This is a genomic window from Microtetraspora glauca, assembly GCF_040656155.1.
In the GTDB taxonomy this organism is placed as follows: domain Bacteria; phylum Actinomycetota; class Actinomycetes; order Streptosporangiales; family Streptosporangiaceae; genus Microtetraspora; species Microtetraspora glauca.
Genome location: NZ_JBFALK010000008.1, coordinates 192065 through 210493 on the forward strand (window position 1 = coordinate 192065; position 18429 = coordinate 210493).

Here is an 18429-nt window from a genome sequence, read left to right on the forward strand (position 1 = left end):
ATGCCCAGTAAATGGATGTTTTCTTTGGTATCTGACCTAGCGCGAAGCTAGTCACTTTGGTCCGATTTTCGCTGGTCATGGCGATGTGGATCGGTCCCGTCCGTGGCCGGAAAGTCGAGGTTGCCGAGAGCATACTGAGTATGCATACTCAGTATTCATGACGATCCGGCACGGCCTGCTGGCATTGCTCACCCAGGGCCCTCGGTACGGGTACCAGCTACGCGCGGAGTTCGAAGCGTCCACAGGGGCGACCTGGCCGCTCAACATCGGCCAGGTCTACACGACGCTGTCGCGCATGGAACGGGACGGGCTGGTCGCCCCCGGTGAGCAGGACGAACAGGGCCGCATGGTCTACGCCATCACCGAGAAGGGGCGGGCCGAGCTCGATCGGTGGTTCGCCACACCGGTGGCCCAGGCCGACCGGCCCCGTGACGAGCTGGTCATCAAGCTCGCCATGGCCATCACCGCCCCGGGCGTCGACGTGGCGCGGGTCGTGCAGGCCCAGCGTTCCGCGACCATGCGGACCCTGCAGGAGCTCACGCGGGCCAAGCGCGGCGCGGGCGCCGCCCAGCGGCTCGTCCTCGATTCCATGATCTTCCAGGCCGAGGCGGAGCAACGCTGGCTCGCGCACTGCGAAGCCGTCCTCGCCGCATCCCCCAAGGAGGGCATGTGACAACACGCGATCCAGATCCCGATCCGGGCACGGCCGCAGCCCCCGTGGCGCGGCTCGTCGAGGTGACCCGCCTGCACGGCGACGGCGCCGGCGCCGTGCACGCGCTGAAAGGGGTGAGCCTCGACGTCGCCGCCGGAGAGCTGGTCGCGGTGATGGGACCATCCGGATCGGGCAAATCCACCCTTCTCAACCTCGCCGGCGGCCTCGACCGGCCGTCATCGGGACACATCCAGGTCGAAGGCGTCGAGCTCGGAGGGTTGTCGGCCGCCGGGCTGGCCGCGCTGCGCAGGCGGAACGTGGGCTACGTGTTCCAGGACCTCAACCTCATCCCGTCGCTGACCGCCGCGGAGAACGTCATGCTTCCCCGCGAACTGGACGGAGTCCGTACGGCGAGGGCGCGCGAGGAGGCCCGTGCCGTGCTCGGCGAGGTCGGCGCGGGCGATTTGGCGGACCGTTTCCCGGACGAGATGTCCGGCGGCCAGCGCCAGCGGGTGGCCATCGCCAGGGCGCTTGTGGGGGAGCGGCGGCTGCTCCTCGCCGACGAGCCGACCGGGGCGGTCGACACCCTCGTGGGGGACGAGATCCTGCGGCTTCTGCGCGCGAAGGCGGACGCCGGCGCGGCCGTCCTCGTCGTCACCCACGAGCCCAGGTACGCCGCCTGGGCCGACCGGGTGGTGTTCCTGAAGGACGGAGAGATCGTCGACTCCGCGGCGGCGGGCCTGGTGAGCGCCCGATGAGCGCGCTTCGCGCCGCGTTACGTATCGCCCGCCGCGACGCCTGGCGGGCGAAAGGCCGCAGCCTGCTCATCATGATCATGATCGGCCTGCCCGTGCTCGCCTTCACCGTCGCCAGTACGTACACGGCGACCGGTGACCTCGATCCGCGTGAGCGGACCGGCTGGGATCTGGGCTCCGCCGCCGCGTTGGTGACCGACACCGGGGTGGCCGGTCCCATCAGGCAGAGCCCCACGCGATCCTCATGGTTCACCGGGCTCAACATCACCGAGCCCGGCCTCGCCGGGCCCGATGAACGGCCTCCGATGACGGAAGCCGAGATCGAGGCCGTGCTCGGCCCAGGTGCCCGCGTGATCCCGTCCCGCCAGGTGAGCGAGGAGTACCAGGAGCGCGACGGCTACAGGGGCGCGGTGGTCCGCGAGGTGGACGCGCGCGATCCCATCACGCGGGGCATGTTCCACCTGCTCGTCGGCAGGTTTCCGCAGGCGGACGACGAGGTGGCGGTGAGCGACCGGATCGGAGCGGCGGTGGGGAGCACGCTGCGCGTCACCAGGAACGGCGTCGCGAAGCGCGTCGTCGGTGTCGTGGCTGACCTTCCGGCCTCGGTCGGGCATGGCGTCCGCCAGATCATCGCCCTTCCTGGGACGGTGCCGGTCCGCGGGAATCCTGATCTCGAACGCGGCTGGCTCGTCGAGTCACGGGAGCCTTTCACCTGGGACCGGGTGCTCCAGATGAACCAGAAGGGGCTCAGCGTGCTGTCCAGAGCCGTTCTCGACGATCCGCCGCCGATCGGTGACGGGCTGGTCGACGCGGTGGAGGAGCCCGGCGTCAGGTGGAACGCCGTGCAGACGGTGACGCTGGTCACGGCGATCATGGTGATCGAGGTCGTCCTGCTCGCCGGTCCGGCCTTCGCGGTGGGGCTCCGGCGGCGACGCAGGGAGCTGGCCCTGATCGCTGCCCAGGGCGGTTCGGCCCGCCAGCTGAAACTCATGGTGATCTCTGACGGCCTGGTCCTGGGGACGGGCGCCTCCGTACTCGGTGCGGTCCTGGGTGTGGGCGTCGCCCGCGTCGTCGTCACCGTTCTCGGTCAGTGGCCCGATGGAGAGCTGGGGCCGTTCGAGGTGCCCCTCGGCCAGGTCGCCCTGGTCGTCGCGCTCGGCACGCTGAGCGGGCTGGCCGCCGCCGTCGTGCCCGCCGTACAGGCGGCTCGCTGGGACGTGGCCGCGGCCCTGGCCGACCGGCGCGACACGCGTCGTGACCGTGCCGGGCGGCCCCTGCTGGGGGCGATCCTCGTCGTGGCGGGCCTCGCCGCCCTTACGTACGGCGTCTGGAACGGGGAGAACGCCATCCTCGCCGGGGCGCTGCTCGGCCAGCTCGGCCTCGTGCTCGTCACGCCCTGGGTGATCAGCCGGATCGGTCCGCTGGCACGGCGTCTTCCGCTGCCGTTCCGGCTGGCCGTCCGCGACGGTGCCCGCAACCGGGGACGTACGGCTCCCGCCGTCGTGGCGGTCATGGCCGCCACCGCCGCGTTCAGCATGGTCTCCGTCGTGGTGGCCAGTGACGTCGTCCGGTGGGAGCAGACCTATCGATACTCGTTCGCACCGGGCACGACCGCCGTCTACGGCGCCGATGTCACCGAGGAGTCGTGGCGCGCGATTCGGCCCATCGTGGCGAAGACGTTGCCGGGGGTGCCGCTGGTCGAGGCCCTCCGTCCCGTCGACGAGAAGGGGGAATCGTTGTCCGTGCAGCTGACGGACCGGGGGTGTTACGAATGCCATGTGTCGAAGGGCTCGTTGGATGAGCTGCCATTGGGCGGCCCGGACCTTTTGCGCTATGTCCTGGGTCGTACGGACCCGGCGGCGGAGGCGGCCCTGGCCGCGGGCCGGGCCATCGTGTTCAACCCCGCGGCGGTCCGGAACGACGAGGTCCGGCTCCACCTGTTCTCCAGGAACATGAGCCCGGACGCGGGATCGGTCCGGATGTCCCTGCCCGCGACGATCGTGAAGGTCGACGGTCCCACGGAGGTCGCGGGGGTGGCTCCGGCGTCCGCGTTCACGTCGCGCGGGTACGCGGTGAAGCTCTCCCATCTCCTCGTCGATCCCCGGATCAAGCGGCTCAGCCCGGCGGAGGAGCAACGACTGAGCGCTCCCGTGCGGGCGGTGACGTCGAGGGTGGCGGTCACGGTGGAGCGTGGCCCGCGCGTGGAGATCGGGCAGCGACTGCTGGTGTTCGTGATCGCGACGGCAGTGATCGTGTTCGGTGCGACCTTCACCGCGACGGCTCTCGCTGCCGCGGACTCGCGTAGGGATCTGGACACGCTTTCCGCGACGGGGGCGCCGCCCCGGACCCGCCGGGCGGTGGTCGCGGGGCAGGCGGCCCTCATCGCCGGTCTCGGCGTGCCGGTGGGCCTGCTCGCCGGCCTGCCGCCCGGTGCCGCTCTCGCCATGCGGGCCGTCATCCAGTTCCATCACCTGCCTCCCGACACGGCGCTCAACGGGTATCGCCTGCCATCCCCGGAGATCGCGATCGCCATCCCCTGGCTGACGCTCGTGGCTGGGGCTGTGGGGCTGCCACTGGCGGCCGCCCTCGTGGCCGGGCTGTTCACCCGTACGCGGGTAAGGCTTTCGCGCCGGGTGGCATAAGTCCTGGCATGTCGCTACTTGCCCGCCAACCACCGGGGAACATACGGCACACGGTTGGGGGGCAAGTGAACATCTGGGCCGGTGTGTTCGCGCTGTGCCCTCGCCCCGTCTCGACTGGCGTCCACCGGCTCCGACGGGCTCAGCGCGTACGCGATCAGGCGTGGCCGTTCCGGCCGGGCAGCGTGACGCGGATCTTGGACTGCTTGGGAGGAAGCCTCTCCCAGTCCTCCATGAAGGTCGCCACGAGCCCGTGCCGTCCGGCCAGGTCGACCAGCGTCTCGGTGTGGTAGTAGAAGTCCTCGCGGAGCACCTGGTGCTCCTTGCCCTCCGTGCGGTCGAAGGTGAAGTCGAACCAGCCGTCGGGCGCCAGGACGCGGCCCACGTGGGTGAAGCACTCCTCGATCACGTGCAGCGGCGAGTGGGAGAACACGCTGTGCGCGTGCACCACGTCGAAGTGCCGGTCCGGCAGGAAGGCGAACTTCAGGTCCCTGACCGGCGTGAGATTGGGCAGCTTCTCCCGCAGGCCGTAGTCGACGATCGTGTTCTGCGCCGCGATGAGGATGTCGGGTGAGATGTCGATGCCGAAGTAGTGGCCCGTGTCCAGATAGTCGATGAGCAACCGGCCGGCGCGCAGGTTGCCGCAGCCGATCTCCAGGACGCGGTGCTCGGGCCGCAGACCGTGCTTGAGCAGGTAGTCGAACTGCGTCCGCCCCATCTTGATCCAGCGCTCGCGCGACTTGCTGCCCACCGCCGAGTACGGACTGCGCGCGGTGTCCGACCGCATCACGGCCCGGTAGTAGCTCGTGTGGTCGGGACTGCGCAGGCGCAGCCAGGTGTCCCTCGCCAGCCGGCGGACATGGCGCGGGACCCTGCCCGGGTGCTGGATGGCGTAGACGGCCTGACGGACGAGATTTGAACGATCCTTGTTGTGCACCGTGGTTTCCGTATGGCTCGGCGTTACTGGTCACGTTGGTCCCGTAGAGGATGCCAGTAATCGACCCGTCACGCACGGCCACCGGACGGGATGGATCGGACGATCTCGGTGCCGAACCTGGTCGTCGGTCGCCGGGATCAGGTGGTCGCGGGGGCGGTCGCGCCCGCCATGCGCTCCGCGGTCAGGTCGTACTTGAGCGTCATCAGCACGCCGGCCAGGGCGATCAGCGCCGGGACGATCGTCAGGCCCACGATGACCGCGGTGTACGCGCTGTCCGGCTGGGTGACCGGGTTCGCCGGATCGGAGGAGAGGAAGCCGCCGACGGTGAGCACCGCGCCGTAGATCGTCACGCCGAACGCCTGCACCGCGCTCTCGACCGCCGTCCACAACCCGGTGAAGACGCCGCCACGGCGCTTGCCGCTGACCGCGCCGTCGTAGGCGATGACGTCGGCGAGCATGGAGAACCCCAGGAGCTGGAGCCCCGCGTAGCCCACGCCGACGACCACCACGCACAGGTGCGCGTACAGCGAGCCCAGCCAGGGAGTGGCGACGGCGAGCAGGGCGCCGACGGTGAACAGCGTGCCGGAGAGGATCATGGCGCCGCGCTTGTCCAGCCTGCGGGCCAGCCACACCCACAGCGGCATCGTGACCAGCATCGGCCCGACGAGCGCGGCGAACAGCGTGCTGGTGGCGCCGGTGTCACCCAGCGTGTACGCGGCGAAGTAGGGGGCGCCCGCGAGCATCACGCCCGCGGCGAGAGTCTGCGCGCTGCAGAGGGCGAGCAGCCACAGGAACGGCTTCGACGTGCGCGCGGCGGCGAGCTGGCCGCGCAGCGTCCCCTCGGCCTCCTGCGGCCCGGTGAACGGGGCGCGCGCGGTGCCGAAGAAGGAGCCGAACATGGAGACCAGCAGGACGACCGCGAAGATCAGGCCCATCAGCCGGTACCCCTCGATCGACTTCCCCGCGAGGGCGGGCGCGAGGATCCCGCTCATCGCGATCGCGATCGCGACGAATACCATCCGCCACTGCAGCAGCGACGTCCGCTCGTGGTAGTCGGTGGTCATCTCGGCCGGCATCGCCTTGTACGGCACCTCGTACAGCGCGTATCCGGTGGCGGCCACCAGGAACGTCACCCCAACGAAGATCGCGGCGGAGGTGCCCGTCAGCGGCGGCCCGATGAACATCAGCCCGAAGGACAGGGGCAGGATGATCGACCCGGCCAGCATCCACGGCCGGCGCGGACCCCAGCGCGACACCGTACGGTCCGACCACTGGCCGACGAGGGTGTTGATGACCAGGTCCCAGGCCTTGGGCAGGAAGACGATGACGCCCGCGAGCAGCGGGGGGACCGCCAGTACGTCGGTCATGTAGATCAGCAGCAGCAGGCCGGGGATCGCGGAGAAGTTGGCGGTGCAGAACGACCCGACGGCATAGCCGAGCCGAACGCCACGGGACACGGTCAGGGGGGAGGGCGTCGCCGCCGGGGAGACCATGGGCGACATTCAAGCCGAGCAAGCGCCTGGCCGGAAGACACGAGCCGGACACGATGACGCCTCAGGTGAGGCCCATCCGGTAAACGGTCTCGTCAACCGCGAGAACGCGCCCGCGGCACCGGACACCGGCGACGCGCGGCGAATTCACAGCGGATGCACAGCGAACGCGTACCGGGCGCACCACGGCGAACGTCACAGGCCGCACTCCTCCAGGAGATAGAGCCAGATCTCGCTCACGGTCGGGAACGCCGGAACGGCGTGCCACAACCGGTCGAGGGGGACCTCGGCGGTCACCGCGACGGTGGCCCCGTGGAGGAGATCGACCACCGCGGGGCCGGCGAAGGTGACGCCGAGCAGCACGCGGCGGTCCTCGTCGACGACCGCCTTCGCCCGGCCGGTGTAGCCGTCGGCCTGGAGGAACGCGCCGGCGACCGCGCCCATGTCGTACTCCACGGCGCGTACCGCGAAACCGTCGGCGCGGGCCTGGGACTCCGTGCGCCCGACCACGCAGACCTGCGGGTCGGTGAAGATGACCTGAGGGGCGCCCCGGTCGTCGGCGGTGTCGCGGAGCGCCGGCAGGTCGTCGGGGAGGCCCTTGGCGCGGGCGGCGATCACGTCGCCGCACACCCGGGCCTGGTACTTACCCATGTGGGTGAGCAGGTTGCGCCCGTTGACGTCGCCGACGGCGTAGAGCCAGCCGTCGGGGACGCTCGTCGCCCGCATGCTCGCGTCCACCTCGATCGGTCCGTGCGCCTGCAGACCGACCGTCTCCAGGCCGATGTCGCCGACGGCCGCCCGGCGGCCGGTGCCGACGAGGATCTCGTCGGCCTCGATCCGTGTGCCGTCGTCGATGTGGACGGTCACCGGGCCGCCCGGGATCGGGCGCTCGACACGTACGGGCGAGCGGCCGAAGCGCACGTCGATGCCCGACTGCTGGAACGACTTCGCCAGCAACTCGCCGGCGAACGGCTCGGTCCGGGCGAGCAGGCGGTCGCCGCGTACGAGCATGGTCGTCTCCTGGGCGCCGAGGGCGTGCAGCGCCTGGGACATCTCGCAGGCGACGGGCCCGGCGCCGATCACGACGAGTCGCTTCGGCACCTGCTGGACGCTGGTCGCCTCCCGGTTCGTCCACGGGCGCGCCTCCCGCAGCCCGGGCACGTCGGGAACCGCGGGATCGCTGCCTGTCGCGATGACGACGGCGTGCCGGGCCCGCAGCGTCCGGGTGCCGCCGTCCGGTGTCGTCACCTCGGCCAGCAGAGGCCCGGCCAGGCGTCCCCGGCCCCGGACGAACGTCGCCGGGACGTTCTCGATCCAGCTCACCTGGCCGCCGTCGTCGAGGTGGGACACGGTCTCGTCGCGGCGGGCCAGCACCGCGGCGGCGTCGATCGGGCCGCGCAGCTCCAGCCCCGGCATCCGGCTCACCTCGGCCGCCAGATCCACGGGCCGCAGGAGCGCCTTGCTCGGGATGCACGCGTAGTAGGCGCACTCACCGCCCGCCAAGCGCTCCTCGACGACGGCCGCCGTCAGACCACCCCGTACGGCGCGGCCGGCGACGGTCTCCCCGACCGGTCCGGCACCTATCACGATCACGTCGAAGACGTCGTTACCGTCGGCCATGGCACCCCCCGTTGGCGCAGGTCGCCCTGCCACGCGACCAGCGTGCCTCGCGTCAGTCTTTCATCGCCTCGGGCGAGGGCGCGGAAAGCCACGGGCAAGGACGCATGCTTTGGTGCCGGTTGTCCGCCCGTAGCTGCCGACTCGGGCACCGTGTTGTCGGGCCAGGTTCAGGCGGTGCGGGCAGAGGTCCGTCGGGATCGGGGGCGCGGTGCCGCCATCTTCACGGCAAGGAGGTGGCCACGTCCTTCGCCGTCCGATCGGCCCGGGCGGCGCGGTGTCTCCGCTTCGGCGGCGTCGAGCTTCTCACGGGGACCGGCCGCCTCAGCGGTCGCTGCGGCGTGGTCGTCGCGGATCACCCTGTAGCGGTGGTCGGGGGCGGTTCGGCCGGTTGGTGCGGCAGGACGGAAACGGCGCCTTTGGCTTCGAAGATGGCGAGGTGGATGCCGGCCGTGCTGTGGTGCCCGTGCTGGCGTAGCACGGCGTCGAGGTCGGCTTCGGTGAGCCCGCAACGGCGCAGGTTCCCCTGGTTGACGTGCCCGTCCCGGATGAGGATCCGCAGTGGCGGGTCGACGAGCCGACGGATGACCGGGAGAAACCGCAGCCTGGTGATGGCCGCATGGCCGGCGAGGATGGCCAGCAACGCCGCGGTCCCGGTCAGCCATGAGGCATCGGACGCGGTGGCGGTACGTCCCACGAGGGCACCGACCGCGACGGCGGCGACCCAGTCGAACGGGGCGAACTCCGCCATGGTGCGGCGCTCGGTGAGCCGGAAGGCCACCGCGGCGGTCAGGAACAACGCCAGCCCTTTGACCGCGGCATAGGCGGCATGGTGCCAGTCACCGATCAGGGCGTCGCCGAAGCTGTCCATGGCCGGCCGCCGTCAGCCGGGATCCACAACGATGATCTTCAACGCCAGCGGCAGGGACAGAGCCGCCAAGATGAACCCCCACATCGATAACAGTGCGGCGCCGTTTCACCGCCACTGTGGCGTCGGCGGCCACCTGCCCGCCTTCAACGACCGGCCGCAAGCTCTTGATGGCCTCGCAGGGTGGGCATTTTCCCTTGCCGTGGTCGGATGAAACATGCCTGGTGGGCCCGTTCAGTCTCATTCGCTGACCTGTGTGGTCCTCGTGCGACCTCGGCAGCCAACGCCATCGATCTGCGGGCGCGACGACATGGCGCTGACAGCGACCGCCCGCGCGGCGGCCGTCATGCCTCCTCGGGATCCCGGGCGAGGACCGATCGCCCAACGTCGACCGGCCCGCACCTCATCGCCAAGACACAGCGCGTGCCGGACCCGTCGGAAGCGGGACCGGCTACCCGGTGAAGGTCGCGTGACAGGCCACTAACCGCGGACGTCCGCGCAGACCACGTGCGCTCCGATCTCGATCATCCGGCGTTCCGTGTGGGCGTCGGCCACCCGCGCCATGAGGACCGGCGCCTCGCTGGCCGCGAGTTGCGGCAGCCGGGCGCGGACCCCGCGATGGATGTCCCGCACGATGTCCTCGGCCGCCGACGTGTGCACCTTGACGTGCAGCATGATGCCGGACGAGCCGGAGACCGTCCGGGCCTCCGAGATCCACACGTGGTGGACGAGCGGCAGGTCGCGCAGGATCTCCGCGATCGCGACCCGCAATGCGGGCAGGATCGGGTGATGTGTCCTGCGGTACCCGGGATCGACCACCTGCATCGCGCCGGACAGATGCTGCCGCGGCGCCGGAATCCAGGACGGTGAGAGGGGGCCGGGAGAGGGAGTGGGGGGCGGGGAGGGAGTACGTACCGGTGCGGGGGGCGCCTGCGTCACCTGCGCCCGCGCGACGGTGGCCATCGCTCCCGTGGCGTACGCCGTGGGCGCCGGTGCGGACCTCGGCGCCGACAGGGCGGCGGAGGCGCCGCTCCGTGCCGACGTGAGATACCGCTGGAGATCCTCGATCGGTACGGCGGCGGCCGCGGGGCCGGCCGCGTCGATCACGATCTCCCGGACGCCGGTGACGCGCTGGATGTCGAGAATGGTCTCGGCGTCGCAGGCCGACAGGGAGTGGCTGCCCCGGTGACGGGCGTAGGTCGCCGGGGCGGTGTAACCGAGCAGCACGCGCTCGCCGCTCTGCGTCGTGCCGAGCACGACGGAACGGTCAGGCCGGACGGCCACCAGGATTCCCCATTCGGCGAGAGCCGCGAGCAGGCGTTGCGGGCCACCGTGCTGCGCGAGCACGTCGCCGAGAGAAGGGTTCCCGATGCTCATAGGCTGAACGATAGGTAGCGAACCATGGCTTATCAGGCTAATCGTGAAGAATGTGTGCGATCAATACCAAGATAGAGCCTCTCTGGATGGGACCGGTCCATCTTGGGTAAAGCCATCAGTTAGCGAACATGTGAGTGAATCTCACGATTCGTGATGATCTCCAGGGACCCGTACGTCTCGCATACCGGTCGCTCGTGAGAGCTTTCACAAGGCCCGGATAGACTCACGCGTGTCCGTGCAGCCGCACTTTCCTAAGGATCGCCAGTGAACAAGCCCGTCGTCCTTGTCGCAGAGGAGCTGTCCGATGCCGGTCTGGCCGTGCTCGGCGCGGACTTCGAGGTCCGTCACACCGACGGCGCCGACCGATCCCAGCTGCTGCCCGCGCTCGCCGACGTGGACGCGCTGATCGTCCGCAGCGCCACCCAGGTGGACGCCGAGGCCATCGCGCACGCGCCGAAGTTGCGCGTGGTGGCCCGCGCCGGGGTCGGCCTGGACAACGTCGACGTCGAGGCGGCCACCAAGGCCGGTGTCATGGTCGTCAACGCTCCGACGTCCAACATCACCAGCGCCGCCGAGCACACGGTCGCGCTGATCCTGGCCAGCGCCCGCAACGTCGCCCAGGGCCACAGCGCCCTCAAGGGCGGCGAGTGGAAGCGCTCCAAGTACACCGGTGTCGAACTCGACGAGAAGGTCGTCGGCATCCTCGGCCTCGGCAAGATCGGCCAGCTGGTCGCCCAGCGCCTGCAGCCGTTCGGCGTCGAGCTGATCGCCTACGACCCCTACCTCCAGCCGGCCCGCGCCGCCCAGATGGGCGTCAAGCTGGCGTCGCTGGAGGAGGTGCTCCAGCAGTCCGACTTCATCACCGTGCACCTGCCCAAGTCGAAGGAGACCGTCGGTCTCATCGGCGACCGCGAGCTCCACATGGTCAAGCCGTCGGTCCGGCTGATCAACGTCGCGCGCGGCGGCATCATCGACGAGAACGCGCTGTACTCCGCGCTCAAGGAGGGCCGCGTCGCGGGCGCCGGCATCGACGTCTTCGCCAAGGAGCCGTGCACGGACAGCCCGCTGTTCGAGTTCGACCAGGTCGTCGTCACCCCGCACCTCGGCGCGTCCACGCACGAGGCGCAGGAGAAGGCCGGCACCCAGGTCGCGCGCAGCGTCAAGCTGGCCCTGGCCGGCGAGTTCGTGCCCGACGCCGTCAACGTCCAGGGCGGCGCCGTCGCCGAGGACGTCAAGCCGGGCCTGCCGCTCACCGAGAAGCTCGGCCGCATCTTCACCGCGCTCGCCGGCGAGGTCGCCACCAAGCTCGACGTCGAAGTGCGCGGCGAGATCGCGGGACAGGACGTGCGCGTGCTCGAACTGGCCGCGCTCAAGGGCGTCTTCGCCGATGTCGTCGAGGACACGGTGACCTACGTCAACGCCCCGCTGCTCGCGAAGGACCGCGGCACCGTGGTCGAACTGGTCACCAGCGGCGAGAGCCCCGACTGGCGCAACGTCATCACCGTGCGCGGCGTGCTCGCCGACGGCCGCACCGTCTCGGTCTCCGGTACGCTGTCCGGCCCCCGGCAGATCACGAAGATCGTCGAGGTCAACGGCTTCGCCATGGAGATCGAGCCCACCGACCACCTGGCCTTCTTCACCTACGCCGACCGCCCCGGCATCGTCGGCATCGTGGGCCGGGTGCTCGGCGAGCACGGCGTCAACATCGCCTCCATGCAGGTCGCCCGTGGTGAGAAGGGCGGGAAGGCCCTGACCGCGCTGACCGTCGACTCGGCCATCCCGGCCGACGTCGTCGAGCAGATCATGAACGAGATCGGCGCCGACAGCGGCCGCACGGTCGACCTCGAGGACTGATCCGACCGCACGATCACACGTCGAAGAGGCCCGCTCCACACCAGTGGAGCGGGCCTGCTGTGTTTATTGGCGCTCGCTCCGCTCGGCGGGCTCGGGGCGCCTTTGAGGCGACTCGTGCCCTCCTCGCTCGGGGTCGCTCGTGCCTCGCTCCCACGCGCGCGGGCTCGGGGCGCAATTAGAGGCGACTCGTTGCCTCGCGTGCTGCGGAGAACCACGGCTCTTGTCTCGAATATTGAGATACTAGGTCGTCCTACGAGATTCTGGGGTAATCTGACGCAGATGGCGCGCCAGGTGTTCGTACTCATCATCTGCCGCGGCGGGGCCTGATCAAGGGCAGACCGGTAGACCCGCCGCGGTGTGCGGCGTCATGCCGGTCATGAGTTCCCTTCTTCGCCCATGGGCGCGCGATCCGCGCCCTCGGTGCGGCCCTGTCTCCGGATCCGCGATCGGATTCCGTCCCGTTTCATTCCGTTCCGTACGCACGAATGAGATCGATCATGTACGACATGTATCCCTGGAACAACGCCGAGGATGTCCACGACGAGGCGGCCGACGCACTGCAGACCGCGCTCGACCGCCGTGACAACGGCGGGTCGCCGGAGCGCTGACACCCGTCGAAAGGTCACGTGGCCCCGTGCTCGCGGGACCACGTGGCTGTGTGGCCCGTGCCCATGTGCTCCGTGGCCGTGTGCTCCGTGCCCATGTGATGTGGTCCGTGCTTACGTGGTGCTGCCGCGCCGGGCCAGGGAGTCGATCGCGACGGCGAGGGCGAGGACCGCGGCGGTCACCATGTACCGCACCGAGGAGTCCACGCTCAGCAGGTACATGCCGTTGGTGATCGACTGGATGACCAGGATGCCGAGCAGCGCCGCGTACGTCCGCCCGCGGCCGCCGAACAGCGACGTGCCGCCGATGACCGCGGCGGCGATCGCCATGAGCAGGATGTCACTGCCGCCCGACCCCTGGTTGACGGCGGAAAGGCGACTGGCCGCCAGGATGCCACCGAAGGCCGCCAGTACGGACGACAACACGAACGCCAGCACGCGGATCCGCGTCACGCCGATGCCCGCCCGGCGGGCCGCCTCGACGTTGCCTCCCACGGCGTACATCCACCGGCCGAACGCGGTGTGCCGCAGGACCAGGTCGAGAACCACCACCAGCCCGCCGAAGATCACCAGCAGGAGCGGTACGCCGCGGTCCGCCGACATCACGAGTACGGATCCCGCCAGCACGATCGCGAGGCCCCCGACCTTGGCGACCGGCCACCACGTGGCGGTCACCGGCAGGTCGGCGGCGATCCTCAGCCGCCGGCCGATCAGACCCGACGCCGCGTAGACGGTCACCAGCGCCGCGGCCACCGTCCAGGCCAGCCAGGACGGCAACCACGTGTCGCTCAGTTTCGCGACGAATCCGTCGAAGGGCAGGTTGATGATGCCGCCCGAGCCCAGCAGGTAGAGCAGCAGGCCCTGCCAGCCGATCAGGCCCGCCAGCGTCACCACGAACGACGGCATCCGGATCCGGGTGAACATCAGCCCGTGCAGCAGTCCGACGAGGGCACCCGCCACCAGGGCGGTGAGGATCGCCAGGAGCGGGTTCCAGTGCATCCGTTCGGAAAGGATGGCCATGACCACGGCGCACAGGCCGCTGACGGATCCCGCCGACAGATCGATCTCGCCGAGCAGCAGCACCATGATGATGCCGAGCGAGATCGTCCCGGTCGCCGCCATCTGGAGGGCCAGGTTGGTGAGGTTCTCCGGGGACAGGAAGTGCTCGTTGAGCGACCCGAAGACGATCGCGATCGCGATCAGCCCGCCGACGACCGGCCACGCGCCGAGGTCCCCGTGCCGCAACCGCTCGACGGCCTCCTTCGGCGTGTAGGGCTTGCGCACCGTGGTGGCGGCGTTCGTCATGCGGCGGCTCCGGTGATCGCGGCCACGATCGACTCCTGAGAGGCGTCGGCCGTACGGAACTCGCCGGCGTTGCGGCCCAGGCGCAGGACCACGACGCGGTCGCTGACCGCGCGCACGTCGGCGAGGTTGTGGGAGATGAGCAGCACCGCCAGGCCACGCTCGCGCAGCCGCCGGATGAGGTCGAGGACCTGGGCGGTCTGCTCGACGCCCAGGGCGGCGGTCGGCTCGTCGAGGATGACGAGCCGGGGCTCGCCGATCAGCGCGCGGGCGATGGCCACGGACTGGCGCTGGCCGCCGGAGAGCATCGCCACCGGCACCCGGATGTCGCGGATGCGCACGTCGAGCGAGGTGAGCAGGTCGCGCGCGGATCGCTCCATCCGGATATGGCTGAGGATCGACAACCGCCGCCGTTCTGACCCGAGGAAGAGGTTGGCCACCACGTCGAGGTTCTCGCACAGGGCGAGGTCCTGGTAGACGGTCGAGATGCCCAGTCGCTGGGCGTCGTGAGGGGTGCCGACGTGCACGGGCCGGTCGTCGATGACGAGTCCTCCCGAGTCGGGGCTGACGGCGCCCGCGATGACCTTGACCAGGGTCGACTTCCCCGCCCCGTTGTCGCCGACCAGGGCCACGACCTCGCCGGGGCGGAGGTCCAGGCTCACTCCCTGGAGGGCCTGGACCGCGCCGTACCGCTTGGATATGTCCGTCGCCGAGATCATCTACTTGATGCCCGCCTTGGCACACGCGTCCGTGAGTTCGGGCGTGCAGACGTCGGCCGCCTTGTAGAAGCCGTCCTTGATGATCGTGTCCGCGATCTTGTCGACGGTGACCGGGATGGGGTCGAGCAGGTACGCCGGGATGTCGGCCGTGCCGTTGTTCGCCTTGTCGGGAGCGGCCGGCTTCTCGCCCTTGGCCAGCGCGACGGCGAGCTCCGCCGATCTCTCCGCCTCGGCCCGGATGTCGAGGTAGATCGTCATGTACTGCTCGCCGCTGAGGATCCGTTGCACGGCCGCCAGTTCGGAGTCCTGCCCGGTGATCGGCGGCATGGTCGTGTAGCCGGCCCGCTTCATGGCGGCGATGGCGCCGCTCGCCATGCCGTCGTTGGCGGACAGCACGCCCACGATGTTGTCGCGGCCGATCGCGGTGATGGCCTGCTCCATCTCCTGCTGGGCCTTGTCCGGGCTCCAGTCGGGCGTGTCGAACTCCCGGCCGATCGTGACCTTGCCGTCGAGGATGTTGTGCGCGCCCTTCTTGTAGTCGGCCGAGCTGGGGTCGGTGGGCGAGCCGTGGATCATCACGATCTGTCCCTTGCCCGCCGTGCCCTTGGCGTTGAGCGCGTCCAGCAGCGCCTGGCCCTGCATCTCGCCGACACGGACGTTGTTGAACGAGACGTAGTACTCGTAGTCGATGCCGGAGATCAGCCGGTCGTAGGCGATCACCGGGACCTTCTTCTGCTTGGCCTTGTTGACCAGCGGCGCGACGGCGGCGGCGTCCACGGCGTCGAGCACGATCACGTCGGCCCCCTGGGTGAGGGCGGCCTCGACCTGTTGCTGCTGCTTGGCCGAGTCCTGGTCGGCGTTGGAGTACAGGACGTGGCAGTCCGGGCAGAGCTCCGCGACCTTGGCCTCGAACAACGGGCGGTCGAACGCCTCGTACCGCGTCGTCTTCGACTCGGGAAGGAACAGGGCGACGGTCTTGCCGCCGCCGGCCCCACCTGCCCCGCCCGCCGTGGTCTCGGACGGCTTCGCCTCCGTGTCGGAGCTGTTTCCGCAGGCGGCGCCGAACAGAAGCGCCGCGACGGAGACGGCCAGCATTCCTCGTCGCATCGGCACACGATTCCTTTCTCACGACCCCGAGGGTTGATAAGAAAGGTAATTTACTATCAGCTTCATGGCCAGGGGTTGAGGCGAGATCACGTCATGGAGGAGCGGATGGTGCAGGGCGATCCACCATTGATCAACTGGCCTGCCTTCCGGAGCGTGTATGCCACCCTGGGGAACGTGGTGAGCATGGGCGGCGGGACCGCCAACACGACCAGCCTGCTCCGGGTCATGAACGAGCGTGCGGTGTTCGCGGAGATCTTCCGGCTGGGCAAGGTCTCCCGGCCGGAGCTGGCGCAGGCCACCGGCCTGTCCAAACCCACGATCTCCGTCGCTCTGGCGGATCTGGAGCGTGCACGGCTGGTCCGCCCGGTCGGGCTGCGTACGGGCAACGCGGGCCGTGCCGCCCTGCTCTACGAGATCCGCCCGCAGGCCGGCTGGGTGCTGGCCGTCGACATCGGCCGGGCCTACGTACGGTTCGCGCTGGCCGACCTGGTGGGTGAGATCGTCGCGCGCAGGGACGAGCCGTCCCGGGCGGAGAGCTATGACGAGGTGCTGGCCCAGCTCACCGAGATGGCGGCCGCGCTCACCACCGAGGCCGGTCTCGCCCCCGGCGACATCACGCTGACGGTCTTCGGGACTCCGGGCATCCACGACAAGGAGACGGGCGCGCTGCGCGTGGCCCCCAACCTGCCCGGCTGGGAGCTGCCCGGCGCGGTCGAACGGCTCGCCGACGTCACCGGATCTCCGTACATCCTGGAGAACGACGTGGACCTCGCCGCGGTGGGGGAGGGCGCGTACGGCCTGGGCGAGGGCGTCCCCCATTTCGTCTACGTCTCCCTCGGCACGGGCATCGGCATGGGCGTGGTCATCGACGGCAAGCTCTATCGCGGCTCACGCGGAGCGGCCGGCGAGATCTCCTACATGCCGGTCGGCGAGGGCGACCCGCGGGCCGATCCGGGGCGCGGCATGTTCGAGTCGGTCGCGTCGGCGGACGGCGTGATCGCCGCGGCCGCCCGGTTGGGTATGATCGCCGCCACCGCGAAGGACGTCTTCGACGCGGCCAGGGCGGGAGACGAGACCGCGCTCAAGGTCGTCTCCGCCGAGGCCGACCACGTGGCGCACGCGCTCGCCGGGATCGTCGCCGTACTCGATCCCGAGCTGGTCGTGCTGGGCGGAGGCATCGGCACGCAGGCCGCCGACCTGCTCATCGGCCCCGTGACCGAGCGGCTTCCCGCGCTGGTCGCGTTGCGCCCGCCCCGGATCGAGGCGTCCACGCTCGGCGCGGACGCCGTGCTGCTCGGCGCGCTCGCGTTCGGTCTGGCGACGGCCCGAGACCTGGTCTTCGAGCGCGCCGTCGCGGTGACCCCGCCCGGATAGTGAGACCTTGCGTTCGATCTACGAGACGGACAGGTAAGGTACATGCATGGATTCGAGCAACATCCGTCTGGCGGTGATCCCGGGTGACGGGATCGGCATCGAGGTCGTCACCGAGGGACTCAAGGTCCTCAACGCGGTCGGCGTCAAGGTCGAGACCACTGAGTACGACCTGGGCGCGAAGCGCTATCACGCGACCGGGGAGGTCCTTCCCGACGCGGTGCTGGACGAGTTGCGCGGCTATGACGCCATCGTGCTGGGTGCCGTCGGCGACCCCAGCGTCCCCCCGGGCATCCTCGAGCGCGACCTGCTGCTCCGGCTCCGCTTCGAGCTCGACCACTACGTGAACCTGCGTCCGGTCAAGCTCTTCCCCGGCGTGGAGACCCCGCTGGGCAAGTCCCGCCCCGAGGACATCGACATGGTCGTCGTCCGTGAGGGCACCGAGGGGCTGTACGCCGGAGCCGGCGGCACGCTGCGCCGCGGCACGCCGCACGAGATCGCCACCCAGGAGTCGCTCAACACGGCCTTCGGCGTCGAGCGGGTCGTCCGCTACGCCTTCGAGAAGGCCGCCCAGCGGCCGCGCAGGAAGCTCACCCTGGTTCACAAGACCAACGTGCTCACCTACGCCGGTGACCTCTGGGCCCGCACGGTCGCCCGGGTCAGCCTCGACTTCCCGCAGGTCGAGACCGACTACTGCCACATCGACGCGGCGTCGATGTTCTTCATCACCCAGCCCGAGCGGTTCGACGTGATCGTCACCGACAACCTCTTCGGCGACATCATCACCGACATCGGCGCGGCGGTGGCCGGCGGCATCGGCCTGGCCGCCAGCGGCAACATCAATCCCGACCGGACCGCGCCCTCCATGTTCGAGCCGGTCCACGGCAGCGCCCCCGACATCGCGGGCATGGGCAAGGCCGACCCGACCGCCACGATCCTGTCCATCGCCATGCTCCTCGACCACATCGGCCTCGCCGAGGACGCGCGGAAGGTCGAGCAGGCGGTCGCCGACGACCTCGTCGAGCGCCAGGGTGCCTGGACCGCCAGGACGACCCGTGAGATCGGCGACGACATCGCCGCCCGAGTAGCCGGCTGAGCCGGGCCGCTCACCTCGTCCATGCGCATGGCGGCCCGAG

The 18429-nt window shown here is 70.1% G+C and carries 15 protein-coding genes; 7 read left to right on the forward strand and 8 right to left on the reverse strand.

Going from position 1 to position 18429, the window contains the following annotated elements:
- Positions 1–157 precede the first annotated feature (157 nt).
- The 3 genes from AB0I59_RS16880 to AB0I59_RS16890 are packed head-to-tail and all read left to right on the forward strand — an operon-like array spanning position 158 to position 4049.
- Positions 158–673, forward strand: coding sequence for a PadR family transcriptional regulator (locus AB0I59_RS16880; RefSeq protein ID WP_061255073.1), 516 nt, complete (start codon positions 158–160; stop codon positions 671–673).
- The gene (locus AB0I59_RS16885; protein WP_061255072.1) at positions 670–1410 is read left to right on the forward strand and encodes an ABC transporter ATP-binding protein; all 741 of its coding nucleotides are present in this window, start codon (positions 670–672) and stop codon (positions 1408–1410) included. The genes AB0I59_RS16880 and AB0I59_RS16885 overlap by 4 nt, the downstream gene beginning before the upstream one ends.
- Positions 1407–4049, forward strand: a complete 2643-nt coding sequence (locus AB0I59_RS16890) for an FtsX-like permease family protein (RefSeq protein WP_358133661.1) — start codon at positions 1407–1409, stop codon at positions 4047–4049. Before AB0I59_RS16885 ends, AB0I59_RS16890 begins: the two co-directional genes overlap by 4 nt.
- A 154-nt stretch (positions 4050–4203) precedes the next feature.
- Here AB0I59_RS16890 and AB0I59_RS16895 read toward each other — a convergent pair whose 3' ends face one another.
- From AB0I59_RS16895 to AB0I59_RS16910, 4 genes are all read right to left on the reverse strand, one after another.
- Entirely contained in the window at positions 4204–4983 is a 780-nt protein-coding gene (locus AB0I59_RS16895; protein WP_358133664.1) for a class I SAM-dependent DNA methyltransferase, read from the reverse strand.
- 137 nt (positions 4984–5120) lie between these two features.
- Complete coding sequence (locus AB0I59_RS16900) at positions 5121–6476, reverse strand: MFS transporter (protein ID WP_358133667.1); 1356 nt, start codon at positions 6474–6476, stop codon at positions 5121–5123.
- Positions 6477–6668: 192 nt separating this feature from the next.
- Entirely contained in the window at positions 6669–8093 is a 1425-nt protein-coding gene (locus AB0I59_RS16905) for a dihydrolipoyl dehydrogenase family protein (protein ID WP_358133669.1), read from the reverse strand.
- Positions 8094–8445: 352 nt separating this feature from the next.
- Positions 8446–8961 carry a DUF421 domain-containing protein gene (locus AB0I59_RS16910; RefSeq protein ID WP_061255067.1) on the reverse strand — a complete coding sequence of 172 codons (516 nt, stop codon included), beginning with the start codon at positions 8959–8961 and terminating at the stop codon, positions 8446–8448.
- A gap of 31 nt (positions 8962–8992) precedes the next feature.
- Here AB0I59_RS16910 and AB0I59_RS16915 point away from each other — a divergent pair, with 31 nt between their 5' ends.
- Positions 8993–9172: a hypothetical protein gene (locus AB0I59_RS16915; RefSeq protein WP_358133672.1), complete on the forward strand. Its 180-nt coding sequence runs from the start codon at positions 8993–8995 to the stop codon at positions 9170–9172.
- 266 nt (positions 9173–9438) lie between these two features.
- Here AB0I59_RS16915 and AB0I59_RS16920 read toward each other — a convergent pair whose 3' ends face one another.
- Positions 9439–10335, reverse strand: coding sequence for a hypothetical protein (locus tag AB0I59_RS16920; RefSeq protein ID WP_061255066.1), 897 nt, complete (start codon positions 10333–10335; stop codon positions 9439–9441).
- Positions 10336–10599: 264 nt separating this feature from the next.
- Here AB0I59_RS16920 and serA point away from each other — a divergent pair, with 264 nt between their 5' ends.
- Complete coding sequence (gene serA, locus AB0I59_RS16925; RefSeq protein ID WP_228641467.1) at positions 10600–12189, forward strand: phosphoglycerate dehydrogenase; 1590 nt, start codon at positions 10600–10602, stop codon at positions 12187–12189.
- A gap of 719 nt (positions 12190–12908) precedes the next feature.
- On the opposite strand, the gene AB0I59_RS16930 is transcribed toward serA, so the two are convergent.
- From AB0I59_RS16930 to AB0I59_RS16940, 3 genes are read right to left on the reverse strand one after another with little or no spacing between them, the layout of a single operon-like run.
- A complete protein-coding gene (locus tag AB0I59_RS16930) occupies positions 12909–14099 on the reverse strand; it encodes a sugar ABC transporter permease (protein ID WP_358133675.1) in 1191 nt (396 codons plus the stop codon).
- Entirely contained in the window at positions 14096–14815 is a 720-nt protein-coding gene (locus AB0I59_RS16935) for an ATP-binding cassette domain-containing protein (RefSeq protein WP_061255063.1), read from the reverse strand. The genes AB0I59_RS16930 and AB0I59_RS16935 overlap by 4 nt, the downstream gene beginning before the upstream one ends.
- The gene (locus AB0I59_RS16940) at positions 14816–15922 is read right to left on the reverse strand and encodes a sugar ABC transporter substrate-binding protein (protein WP_061255062.1); all 1107 of its coding nucleotides are present in this window, start codon (positions 15920–15922) and stop codon (positions 14816–14818) included.
- Positions 15923–16357: 435 nt separating this feature from the next.
- Here AB0I59_RS16940 and AB0I59_RS16945 point away from each other — a divergent pair, with 435 nt between their 5' ends.
- Together AB0I59_RS16945 and AB0I59_RS16950 are read left to right on the forward strand one after the other, a co-directional pair.
- Positions 16358–17296, forward strand: coding sequence for an ROK family protein (locus AB0I59_RS16945; RefSeq protein WP_374462271.1), 939 nt, complete (start codon positions 16358–16360; stop codon positions 17294–17296).
- Positions 17297–17342: 46 nt separating this feature from the next.
- Positions 17343–18389: a 3-isopropylmalate dehydrogenase gene (locus tag AB0I59_RS16950; protein WP_061255060.1), complete on the forward strand. Its 1047-nt coding sequence runs from the start codon at positions 17343–17345 to the stop codon at positions 18387–18389.
- Positions 18390–18429: the final 40 nt, after the last annotated feature.

Excerpts from the sequence above, each read along its gene's own strand:
- AB0I59_RS16950 (WP_061255060.1), top strand. The coding sequence starts at position 17,343 with ATGGATTCGAGCAACATCCGTCTGGCGGTGATCCCGGGTGACGGGATC.
- AB0I59_RS16910 (WP_061255067.1), bottom strand. The coding sequence starts at position 8,961 with ATGGACAGCTTCGGCGACGCCCTGATCGGTGACTGGCACCATGCCGCC.
- AB0I59_RS16905 (WP_358133669.1), bottom strand. The coding sequence starts at position 8,093 with ATGGCCGACGGTAACGACGTCTTCGACGTGATCGTGATAGGTGCCGGA.
- AB0I59_RS16920 (WP_061255066.1), bottom strand. The coding sequence starts at position 10,335 with ATGAGCATCGGGAACCCTTCTCTCGGCGACGTGCTCGCGCAGCACGGT.
- AB0I59_RS16890 (WP_358133661.1), top strand. The coding sequence starts at position 1,407 with ATGAGCGCGCTTCGCGCCGCGTTACGTATCGCCCGCCGCGACGCCTGG.
- AB0I59_RS16935 (WP_061255063.1), bottom strand. The coding sequence starts at position 14,815 with ATGATCTCGGCGACGGACATATCCAAGCGGTACGGCGCGGTCCAGGCC.
- AB0I59_RS16940 (WP_061255062.1), bottom strand. The coding sequence starts at position 15,922 with ATGCGACGAGGAATGCTGGCCGTCTCCGTCGCGGCGCTTCTGTTCGGC.
- AB0I59_RS16915 (WP_358133672.1), top strand. The coding sequence starts at position 8,993 with ATGATCTTCAACGCCAGCGGCAGGGACAGAGCCGCCAAGATGAACCCC.
- AB0I59_RS16880 (WP_061255073.1), top strand. The coding sequence starts at position 158 with ATGACGATCCGGCACGGCCTGCTGGCATTGCTCACCCAGGGCCCTCGG.
- AB0I59_RS16930 (WP_358133675.1), bottom strand. The coding sequence starts at position 14,099 with ATGACGAACGCCGCCACCACGGTGCGCAAGCCCTACACGCCGAAGGAG.
- AB0I59_RS16900 (WP_358133667.1), bottom strand. The coding sequence starts at position 6,476 with ATGGTCTCCCCGGCGGCGACGCCCTCCCCCCTGACCGTGTCCCGTGGC.